The following is a 9053-nucleotide window of genomic DNA, read 5'->3' as shown; positions in this document are numbered from 1 at the left end:
CGGTCAACGGTAATAGACTGAGACTGAACGCCTTCCACGCCGGTAAGAACGAGGATAGCACCGTCAAGCACACGGAGAGAACGTTCAACTTCGATAGTGAAGTCCACGTGCCCCGGGGTATCGATGATGTTGATGGTGTCTGCTTCACCAGACTTGGTGTGGGTCCAGCTTGCGAAGGTAGCAGCAGACTGAATGGTGATGCCGCGTTCGCGTTCGAGTTCCATGGAGTCCATCGTGGCACCGACACCGTCCTTACCACGAACTTCGTGGATAGCGTGAATACGCTTGGTGTAGTAGAGGATACGTTCGGTAAGAGTGGTCTTACCGGAGTCGATGTGAGCAGAAATACCAATATTTCTGTGGGTAGTAATGTTTTTCATATTTTATTCCACAAATGGAGTTGATGTTTATTTGAGTTGCGCCCAAAGATAGAAAAATTTATGAGTCGTTCAAGGGCGGGGGTGTTTTACGTAGAGCAAAATTGCGCAAATTGCCCATAATATTGCCCAAAACAGGAAAAATTCGCCATTTACCCAAGGTCCGTAGTTCATCATGTAGCGCTGGACCACTGGATTTGCAAAATCCCCGTTATTGAACAGTTCCTCAAAACCGGCGGAATTGATGGGATAATAGAAATGGCTCAGGGCAAGCTGGATGCTGGTCAGGGAAAGGGCTTTCTCCAGGGAAATATTTCTTTGGTCCAGAATGGATCCCAGGGGGACGATCAAAAGGGGACGGTAGGGAATGATGTGCCTAGCTTCGCTATCCACGGCAAAAAAGAAGAAAACGAAAAATACCAGGGCGTGGCCGGGGGATGGACTGGAGGATAAATGCCGAACCGTTAAAGTAGAAGGCCCCGTTGGAGAAGACTTTCAGGACCACGGTAACAATAATAAGGAGGATGGCCGTGGCGGCCAGAAGTTTCCAGTTGGTGTTACGGATGAAATCCATCGGGGTGGGGAAACGGTAGGAAATGTTCCTCATTATTATATAGAGCAGTCCCGCTTCCGCCACAAGGCTGGCTAGGATCATCGGAATGCTTATGGGGTTGCGAAGGTCTTGCCGGGATTGATTTTTATAACCTTGGCATCCTTGGGGAATGAGTTGCTAAAGAGAGTCTGCAACATCAGGGAGTAGGTGACGGTGGGCCAGTTCAGTAGCCCAAGCATGGCCACGGCGATGGACAAGACGGTCTTATTTTTCAGAAGATAGTAGTAGGAAACCAGGAAAATGTTGATGAGGCAGAAGGGAAAGATTCGCTGGATGCGGAAGTTGCCGTAACCTACGGTTCCGAAGTCGTCAAGAAAACTTTTGGCTACGCTGTAATAGAACTCTCCATCTACGCCCTTGCCGTCATTGACGGGAATGACTTCGCTATATGCAGAAAATGTAAAAAAACGCCAGCAGGATTGCTACTAGCGAAATTTCAATAGCATGCTTTTTGAGGAACGAGGCCGCCGCCTGCATGATTTGCCTTACTTGTCGTTGGTCTTTTCGTCGGGGGAGACGATTTCAGCCTCGGTAATATCGGGGACTTGGTCGGAAAGAGCCTTGAAGTAGGCTGCTGCGGTTTTTCCCACTTCTTTGGTGTCGTAATAAGCGTAGGCTCCGTTACCGATGGCGCCGATGGCTGGAATGGCGCGGAGGACGACCTTGCTCAGCAACTTCTGGGAAATCTTGAGGCCCAACTTCTGGACCAGTTTCTGGAGGGCACTCATTGAAAGTTTCTGGATGACCAGGCGGCTCCCGGTGCGGACGGCCACGTCGCGCAAAAGGGAGGCGGCGCTATGGCGGAACAGACACCAAACCATAGCTTCCCGGCTGAGCTGGGCCAGCTTTCCATAGGATGCGGCAATGTCGGAAACCAACTGAGCCTGGATGCGCCATACGGCGGCAATGTCCGGGATGGAGGTGAGGATGCCGGTGATGCCTGCAGGAATAGAAAGGGTGGCACTGACGGTAGATGCCTTGAACGCAGCCTGACGCGTAAGATGCTTGACCTTTTCGTCGGGGTTGTTGTTCTGTCCATAGAGGGATTCGGGAATGTCGGTAAGCAGGTCGAAAAGAATGCTTGCGACCTTATCTTTCAACTTCTCTGCAGTGACATTTTCTTTCTGTTCCATATAGACTCCAATAAAAAAAGCATACCGTGAGGGTATGCTTGAAATATACTAAAAGAAGAACTTTGCGATGCCACCGGCAAGGCCTGGTATGGAATAGCGCAAGGTTTTGTCGCCTAGCCAGTAGTCCAGAGCCGTATCGATCCACTGCCTTTCACAGGTAATTTTGCGGATGACGATGTCGGTGCCTTTGTCGGTGTCGTCAAAATAATAGTAGCCGCGGAACTTGATGGGGGCGATTTCCCCGTGGAGCAGGACGGTTGTATCAATGATTCCTTTTTCAGAATCAATAGAAATGGTCTGGACGTCACCGAACTTTTTTACAAGTTCGTGGTTCCGGACGAATTTCTCAACCGCCTTGTCACGAAAGTTCGTTAGCAGGGACATTTTGACGAGACTCCGTTTTTCGCTTAGCGGGGCAGGGTCAAGATTTCAATGCCGTTCTTGGTGCGGACAACGGTGTGTTCCCACTGGGCGCTGAGAGAGCCATCGCGGGTCACTGCGGTCCAACCGTCGGAGAGGGTCTTGGTGCCGGGGCGGCCCACGTTGAGCATGGGTTCCACGGTAAAGACGTTGCCGATTTCAATGAAGGGGCAACGTTCGGAATTGCGGAAGTGGAGGACCAGAGGTTCTTCGTGGAAGCCGCGGCCAATGCCGTGACCGCAGTAGTCTTCAACAACGCTAAAGCCGTGTTCGTCGGCTACGTCCTGGATGGCGCAACCAATGTCGCTCCAACGAGCGCCCTGTTCGCCAGCGGCGCGGATGCCTTCTTCCATGGCGAACTTTGCGGTATCCACCAGTTCCTGGGCAATGTTGGAAACCTTGCCTACGCAGAACATTGCGGAAGTGTCACCGTGGTAGCCCTGAAGGATAGTGGTGATGTCGATGTTCACGATGTCGCCATCCTTGAGGATGGTGTTGGCGTTGGGAATGCCGTGGCAAACAACTTCGTTGATGCTGATGCAGGCATAACGGGGATAGCCGTGATAACCCATGCAAGCGGAAATGCCCTTGTTCTTGCGAGTGAAGTCGCCGATGAATTCGTCGATTTCCAAGGTGCTTACGCCGGGCTTGCACATTTCACCTGCGCGGACCAGGGTTTCTGCAGCGAGGGCGCCTGCGTCGCGGATGAGTTCAATTTCCTTAGCGTTCTTTACTTTAATCTTTGCCATATTTAGGTTCCAGGTTCGAGGCTTCAGGCTCGAGGTTATCTGTGGTGCTCACTTTGAGGCTTGAGGTCTTTGGGACGTTTCCTCTAGGCACCCTTGGGTGCCGAGCTCGCGCCTCGTACCTCGTGCCTTCTATTTCTTCCAAACGTAACGATCCAGCAGGTAGGCGAGGAGCATCTGGTCATCCTGACTGCCGTTTGCCAGTTCCTTGGCCAGCGGGATGAAGTGGCTGATGCGTTCCTTGGCCTTCTGACCACCGAAATGCTTGCTGACTTCCTGCAACTGCTTCTTGGTGCGTTCAGCAACCTTCTGGGCGATTGCTTCGTTGGTGAGAGGTTCCTGCTTGATGAAGTTGATGCCGAAGTCTGCGGCGGTCTTCTTGATTTCGATTTCCTCCACCGGAGTGATGAGGGAAATGCAGACGCCGCTACGGCCTGCACGGGCCGTACGTCCACTACGGTGGACGTAGACTTCGTGGTCATCCGGATGATCGTAGACGATAACGTGGGTAACGTGGTCCACATCGATACCGCGGGCGGCAACGTCTGTACAAATCAGGATACGGAGCTTCTTGTCGCGGAATGCATTAAGAGTCTTTTCACGAAGGTTCTGGGAAACGTCGCCAGAAAGGGCGCCAACGTTAAAACCATAGCCGGACAAAACCTGTTCAAGATAGCTCACGTCGCACTTCTTGTTGCAGAAAATCATGCAACTTTCGGGATTTTCGTATTCCAGCACCTTGATGGTCATGGAATCCTTGTCCATCACGTCGCAGGAGTACCAGCGGTGTTCCAGGTTGTTTGCAATCACCTTGTCGTAGGACAGGGAAAGGAATTCTGCGGACGGACGCTGAAATTCGCGGGCGAGGGCCTTCACTGTCTGAGGAATGGTGGCGCTGAACATGGTGCAGGCAATCTGCTTGGGAAGATACTTGCGGATCTTCTGCATGTCAGGATAGAAACCCATGGAGAGCATTTCGTCGGCTTCGTCCAGGACGAGGTCGCGAATGTCCAGAAAATCTACGTTACCGCGGCTTACGTGGTCCATCAAACGACCCGGGGTAGCAACGATAATATGGACGCCTTCCTTGAGAGCCTTCAGCTGAGGTTCATAGGAAACGCCGCCGAAAATTGCAACGGACTTGATGCCTGTACCTTCGGAAAGTTTCTGCACTTCGTCCTGTACCTGGATGGCCAATTCGCGGGTCGGCACCAAAATCAATGCCTGGGGGAACAGATGGTCGCGAACGATAACCTGCAAAAGGGGAAGAACGTATGCGCCGGTCTTGCCGGAACCTGTCTTGGACTGCACCAGCATATCGCGAGCTGCAAGCATATAGGGCATGGTCTTGCGTTGAACCGGCATCAGGTCGGTCCAACCGTGCTTGGTAAGGATGGCCTTTTGTTCGGCCGGCAACATGTCAAAAGTATAGTCGGGGAGCTTGTTCTCGGGCTCAATAATGTTAATCGGTGTCAAAAACGGATTAACTTTTTCTTCTTTTACAACTTCTTGATTTTCACTCATAGTGGGCGGTAATGTAGAAAAATAACAGCCCCCCTTATGCGAATCTCTTACAAATCCCAGTGATATTCTAGGCCGAAATTGATAAACCAGTCTACGGTCATGGCACCGATAATTGTGGGCTCGATGCCTGCGTCAGGAGATGGTTCCGTGTAGACGCTCTTGCCGCGGCTGGATATACCTGTGCGGACGCTGAAACCGTAGTGCTTTGCAAATACAAATTGGCTTCCGCCTCCGAGGAGCGCTCCCTTGTAGACGTCCTCAAACTTTACGCGAGCCCTGTAGGCTTTTGACGGAAGCTCGACATCTTTTTTTACTCCGATATTTTCGGCGTAGAAACTGTATTGGAAGCCAAGGAAACCGAACAGGTGTATGTCCATCAACTTGATGGGTGCGAAAGTTTTGGAGAACATGACGTTCAAACCGATTTCATGCTGGCCGAAATCCCAGTGATCCAATTCGTTGTAAACGGTGTCGCGTTTGTCCGTCTTTACGACGTGATTGCTGTAGCGGTAGAAAATTTCGCCACCGATGAAACCGTACCAGATGGCGCCTGCGTACAATGTAAATAGCGGGGTGGAATCGTCGATGAAATTCCAGAGGCTTACGGAATCTCGGGTGATTCGGTAGTTGCGTACCTGGCTTTCGACATGCCTATGGACCCAGTTGTAAGGCGTCAGAGGAACCTGGGCCTGGGCGTAGCCTACGGAGAAACCTCCCCAGGCGCGGACGTTGGGAACTTCCTTGTAGTAGTCGTCAGGTTCTGTCATTTTCTTTTGACGTTCTTCCTTGCTTAAACGGCGGGAAGTTTTGCGGTCAAAGAATGTGCTTGCGATGTCGTCGCCCAGGGCAATCTTGTCGGCTTTCTTTTGTACGGTGCCGGCGGCTTTCGGTTCGGATGACGTCTCATCGAAAATGGCAATCTGCAGAACATTTCCTTTGTCTGCAATGTACATGACGATTTTATCTTCAAGTTCCTGGATCTTCGCGCTCATGTACGGATGTCGGGCTTTCAAATAGTTTGAAGAAAGCCCCGGTTCCATATTGTAGCTGAGCCAGCTTGCATAGCGGGCGGCTATGGAGTCTCGTTCCCATTCGCCTAGGGTGCGGCATTTGGGCTCGCCAATGGCCATGTTGTTTCTGCGGAGGGAAAGACAGAATTCTCTCGGGTCGATGGCCAGTTCCTTGTCGTTTGTCCAAATAAGAATGTCTGCATTTTCCCAGAGCGTCCATCGGGAATTGAAAAAAACGTCACTGGCGGAAACAGTTGCAGAGAATGTTGCAACAAATACCAGCAGGAACATGATTAGGGACTTCAATTTCTTCATTTAGTCCCCATGTACAAGTTCTTACGGATTTCTGAAACGGCCAAACGTACCAACGTTTCCATGTCAGCCCAGGTCATCATGAGAACCGGGTGCTGGATTTCATCAACGGCACTGAAAAGAGGCCGTTGTTTCTCATTGTCCCAAAGAGTGTAGGACACAATGGCACTGATGTTTTGGGCTGCGGTACGTTCTGGACTTTCGTTGTGAATCAAAGCGTAGTCGAAGAAACTTTCTCGGTTCAGGTCGGTGCCGACGATGACTTCGTGTATTATCAGGATTCTCGGCGGAATATTGCCTGCGCTGTCCTTGATGAATACCCCTTGTTCAGGGAGCTTTCCCTTCATGAAAATGCGGTCATCCAGTTTCTGACTCTCTTCGGGAGAGTCGGCGAGCGCGTTTTCGGGGAGGATGTTGAGCTTGCTGTAGGCGCCTTTCAATTCGTTCAGCATGGACTGGGCGCAGAATTGTGTGCCCAAAATCTGGATGCTGTCGGGACTGACATTCAAACGTTTGGCGAACCACCCAGAACGTGTGAGGACAAAGGCGTCCTGTACACCGGCAACCGCTAATTCTCCATAGGGAGCTTGTTTGTAGTCGGGATGCTTTTTGCTCCATTGATAAGTTTGGCTGCACCCTGAAAGAATGCAAGCCAAAGCAAAACAAATGGAAACTGAAAACTTCCACATAAACACAGAACCGCCGTTACCCCATAAACTACAAATCACGAATTACGAAGAAAAGTTGGAAACTTGTAATTCGTAATTCATAATTCATAATTAATAATTAATAATTAATAATTAATAATTGGTAAATCGTAACCTTCTATTACGATTTACTTGGCACCCCACTGTTCGCGGTAGGCGTAAACCTTTTCCAGGATGCCTTCCGGAGCGTTGATGGCCTTGCGGTTTTCTTCCTTTTCCAGGAAGGCGATAATATCGTTGATGTTTACGATGGAATGAGCTTCGATGCCGTATTCGTCCTGAACGGTCTGGAGTGCAGACTTGCCGTTGTCCAGCTTTTCCTTACGGTCCACAGAAATCAAGAGACCAATCACGTTGGCATTTTCGATGTTCTTGAGGATCTGGAGAGTTTCGTTCACGGAAGTACCTGCAGTAATCACGTCTTCGATGATCACAACGTTGGTCTTTTCTGCGTACTTGTAACCCACCAGGGAACCGCCTTCGCCGTGGTCCTTGACTTCCTTACGGTTGTATGTAAAGGTAAGGTTCTTGGCATAGACGTCGGACAACTTCATGGCAGTGGCTGCGCACAGGGGAATGCCCTTGTAAGCCGGACCGTAGAGGTTGGTTGCCTTGCCGTCGAAATGTTCAACAAATGCTGCCGCGTAGAATTCTGCCAGCTTGGAAAGAGATGCGCCAGTACGGAATTCTCCGGTATTGATGAAATACGGAGTATTGCGGCCGCTCTTGGTAACGAAGTCACCGAACTTCAAAGCGCCGGATTCAACGAGAAAATTAACGAATGCGTCAGTCTTGGTCATTGTGAAAACCTCGGAAAAAATTAGATGTTGCCGCCTGTCAGCATGGCAACAAGGTCTGCGAAGACGTTGGTCTGTTCTGTGATGACTTCAGCGCCAATGAGAATAGCCAAAACCAGGACGCAGGCTCCGATGTAGAAGTAGAAGGACTTCTTGAAACCCTTGATCTTCAGTTTGAAAATCAACCAGATGACCACGCTGAAAATGGCGCAGATGATCCAGGAGGTCATACCCACGATGGTGACGCCAGGAATCAAGTTGATGGCATAGGTGAGGGCGATGCCCGGTGCGAAGTAGAAACAGACGCAGAGCACGAAAAGGATGGCGAAGCCCACGTAGTGGGAGAAACTGCGTTCCTTCTGGATGATGACCTGGGGCTGGGTGACGGACGGATCCTGCGGTGCTGCTTGCGGTGCAGCGGGCTTTTCCGGTTCCGGGGTAACAGCGGTAGCGATGTCCAGTTCAGTAACGGGAGCGTCTACTTCAGGATTTTCGTTTTTAATTTCGTCGGACATGGTTGTCTCCTAGAGAATAAAGGTACGGCCACCGTAAACGAATACGCGGTGTTCAAGCCAGAGCTTGAGGGCCTGGGAAAGGGTACGCTTTTCGATGTCCTTACCCAATTCTACAAGTTCGCTGATGCTTGCGGTTTCAGGAACGCGCTGGATATCCTGGGCGATAATCGGACCCTGGTCCAAATCTTCGGTGGCGAAGTGTGCTGTTGCGCCGATAATCTTCACACCCTTGTTCCATGCCTGGTGGTAGGGCTTTGCACCCTTGAAGGCGGGGAGGAAGCCGTGGTGGATGTTGATGACGCGGTACTTGAATTCTTCGGTGAAAGCTGCAGAGAGAATCTGCATGTAACGGGCGAGAACCACGGTGTCGGTCTTGGTTTCGGCGATGATTTCGCGGAAACGGTTTTCCGGGATGCTCTTGTCCGGGTTGGACGGAACATAGTAGAACGGAACGCCGAAGGAGCCGCCCACGGCTGCGAGGTCAGTGTGGTTGCCCACGATGCAGCTGAATTCGCAGGGAAGGTCGCCGTCGCGGTGCTTTAGGAGCAGGTCGTAAAGGCAGTGGTCGGTCTTGGAAACGAAAATGGCCACGCGTTCCACCTTGGTGGTGTCGAACAACTTCCAGTTCAACTGGAGGTGACCTTCCAAAGTTTCCAGGTGCTTGCGCACTTCTTCGATGTTGTCGGAGTCTGCTTCAAAAACTGCACGGAGGAAGAAAGTTTCGATGTCCTTGGCGGTATGCTGCTGCAAGTCCACAATGTTTGCGCCAGCCTTGGCGAGGACTTGAGTGGTACCGGCAATAAGGCCCTTTTGGTCAGGGCAATGAATCTGCAAAATGTAACGTGTAATAGCCATGTTGAGAAAACTAGAAAAAATTATGTAATGGCTACAACGGAATT

General features: G+C 50.9%; 11 protein-coding genes. All 11 read right to left on the bottom strand.

Annotation, left to right across the window (positions count from 1 at the left end):
- Positions 1–380 (bottom strand): GTP-binding protein (locus MJZ25_05995; protein MCQ2123721.1); only part of this gene is annotated, 380 nt, incomplete at its 3' end.
- A 69-nt stretch (positions 381–449) separates the two neighbouring features.
- On the bottom strand, positions 450–770 hold the full coding sequence (locus MJZ25_05990; protein MCQ2123720.1) for a hypothetical protein: 321 nt from the start codon (positions 768–770) through the stop codon (positions 450–452).
- Between the two features lie 705 nt (positions 771–1475).
- The gene (locus MJZ25_05985; protein ID MCQ2123719.1) at positions 1476–2123 is read right to left on the bottom strand and encodes an EcsC family protein; all 648 of its coding nucleotides are present in this window, start codon (positions 2121–2123) and stop codon (positions 1476–1478) included.
- A gap of 48 nt (positions 2124–2171) precedes the next feature.
- Positions 2172–2507 carry a hypothetical protein gene (locus MJZ25_05980; protein ID MCQ2123718.1) on the bottom strand — a complete coding sequence of 112 codons (336 nt, stop codon included), beginning with the start codon at positions 2505–2507 and terminating at the stop codon, positions 2172–2174.
- Positions 2508–2530: 23 nt separating this feature from the next.
- On the bottom strand, positions 2531–3292 hold the full coding sequence (map, locus tag MJZ25_05975) for a type I methionyl aminopeptidase (protein ID MCQ2123717.1): 762 nt from the start codon (positions 3290–3292) through the stop codon (positions 2531–2533).
- Positions 3293–3421: 129 nt separating this feature from the next.
- Positions 3422–4813 carry a DEAD/DEAH box helicase gene (locus tag MJZ25_05970; GenBank protein MCQ2123716.1) on the bottom strand — a complete coding sequence of 464 codons (1392 nt, stop codon included), beginning with the start codon at positions 4811–4813 and terminating at the stop codon, positions 3422–3424.
- A gap of 47 nt (positions 4814–4860) precedes the next feature.
- The gene (locus MJZ25_05965; protein ID MCQ2123715.1) at positions 4861–6138 is read right to left on the bottom strand and encodes a hypothetical protein; all 1278 of its coding nucleotides are present in this window, start codon (positions 6136–6138) and stop codon (positions 4861–4863) included.
- Positions 6135–6791, bottom strand: coding sequence for a hypothetical protein (locus MJZ25_05960; protein ID MCQ2123714.1), 657 nt, complete (start codon positions 6789–6791; stop codon positions 6135–6137). The genes MJZ25_05965 and MJZ25_05960 overlap by 4 nt, the downstream gene beginning before the upstream one ends.
- Before the next feature lie 179 nt (positions 6792–6970).
- Complete coding sequence (pyrE, locus tag MJZ25_05955) at positions 6971–7642, bottom strand: orotate phosphoribosyltransferase (protein MCQ2123713.1); 672 nt, start codon at positions 7640–7642, stop codon at positions 6971–6973.
- 20 nt (positions 7643–7662) lie between these two features.
- Positions 7663–8154, bottom strand: coding sequence for a hypothetical protein (locus MJZ25_05950; GenBank protein ID MCQ2123712.1), 492 nt, complete (start codon positions 8152–8154; stop codon positions 7663–7665).
- Between the two features lie 9 nt (positions 8155–8163).
- Positions 8164–9009 (bottom strand): formyltetrahydrofolate deformylase, encoded by an 846-nt coding sequence (purU, locus tag MJZ25_05945; protein MCQ2123711.1) that lies wholly within the window; start codon positions 9007–9009, stop codon positions 8164–8166.
- Between the last annotated feature and the right edge of the window lie 44 nt (positions 9010–9053).

The organism is Fibrobacter sp. (assembly GCA_024399065.1).
Lineage (GTDB): Bacteria > Fibrobacterota > Fibrobacteria > Fibrobacterales > Fibrobacteraceae > Fibrobacter.
Note: the sequence above shows the minus strand (reverse complement) of the source record. Positions and strands in the feature narration are given on the sequence as shown.

Excerpts from the sequence above, each read along its gene's own strand:
- MJZ25_05985 (MCQ2123719.1), bottom strand. The coding sequence starts at position 2,123 with ATGGAACAGAAAGAAAATGTCACTGCAGAGAAGTTGAAAGATAAGGTC.
- MJZ25_05980 (MCQ2123718.1), bottom strand. The coding sequence starts at position 2,507 with ATGTCCCTGCTAACGAACTTTCGTGACAAGGCGGTTGAGAAATTCGTC.
- map (MCQ2123717.1), bottom strand. The coding sequence starts at position 3,292 with ATGGCAAAGATTAAAGTAAAGAACGCTAAGGAAATTGAACTCATCCGC.
- MJZ25_05970 (MCQ2123716.1), bottom strand. The coding sequence starts at position 4,813 with ATGAGTGAAAATCAAGAAGTTGTAAAAGAAGAAAAAGTTAATCCGTTT.
- MJZ25_05965 (MCQ2123715.1), bottom strand. The coding sequence starts at position 6,138 with ATGAAGAAATTGAAGTCCCTAATCATGTTCCTGCTGGTATTTGTTGCA.
- pyrE (MCQ2123713.1), bottom strand. The coding sequence starts at position 7,642 with ATGACCAAGACTGACGCATTCGTTAATTTTCTCGTTGAATCCGGCGCT.
- MJZ25_05950 (MCQ2123712.1), bottom strand. The coding sequence starts at position 8,154 with ATGTCCGACGAAATTAAAAACGAAAATCCTGAAGTAGACGCTCCCGTT.
- purU (MCQ2123711.1), bottom strand. The coding sequence starts at position 9,009 with ATGGCTATTACACGTTACATTTTGCAGATTCATTGCCCTGACCAAAAG.